1 protein-coding gene is annotated in these 848 nt (G+C 71.9%); it reads right to left on the reverse strand.

What is annotated here, in order from left to right:
* Nucleotides 1-85: 85 nt before the first annotated feature.
* Nucleotides 86-848 (reverse strand): fumarylacetoacetate hydrolase family protein (locus ABD308_RS23755; protein WP_344338375.1); only part of this gene is annotated, 763 nt, incomplete at its 5' end.

Raw genomic sequence — 848 nt, forward strand, 5'->3', positions numbered from 1 at the left:
GCGCCGGCGGCCCCGGAGACGAGCGACCGGAGAGATGCGCCGGACGGCGGGCCCCGGGGCGGCACCGTCGGGGCACGCCACCCGTTCAGGGGCGCCTGGGCGCCCGGACGCCGCGGAACTCCCAGTCGCCGCCGAACGCGGTGGACAGGACCTCCTCGGACTCGGTGGGCTGGGCACCGCAGTCGTCGCGGACCGGGACCGGGCCGGTGACGATGTGGTTGGTGAGCCGTCCGAGGCCCTCGACCTCCACCTCGACCACGTCACCGGGCCGCACCGGCCGGGAGTTGGCGGGGGTCCCAGACAGCAGCACGTCACCGGGGTACAGGGTGATGGTGCGGGCGATGTCGGCGACGAGGTAGTGCATGTCCCACTCCATCTCGTCGGTGGAGCCGTCCTGCACGATCTCGCCGTTGACGTAGGTGCGCAGGTACTTGCCGTGGAAGTCCCAGTCGGTGACCAGACCGGGGCCCAGCGGGCAGAGCGTGTCGGATCCCTTGACCCGCAGCATGGAGCCGGCGTCGGTGTCGCGGAAGTCGTGCAGGCCGTAGTCGTTGGCCACCGTGTAGCCGGCGATGTACTCGCCCGCCTCGGCCGGGGAGATGTTGCGGCAGGTGCGGCCGATGACGATGGCCACCTCGCCCTCGTAGTTGAGGTACTGGCAGCCGTCGGGCCGCACGATCGCGCCGCGGTGCGCGTTGAGCGCCGAGGTCGGCTTGTGGAAGTAGGTGGGGGTGGGAGTCAGCTCGATCTGGAACTCCTCGACCCGGCTGCGGTGGTTGAGGTGCACCGCGACCACCTTGCTCGGGACGACCGGGGGCAGGTGGTGGGCCTCCTCGGCGCCGACCCGG

It is taken from the genome of Kitasatospora putterlickiae (genome assembly GCF_039527695.1).
Classification (GTDB): Bacteria; Actinomycetota; Actinomycetes; order Streptomycetales; family Streptomycetaceae; genus Kitasatospora; species Kitasatospora putterlickiae.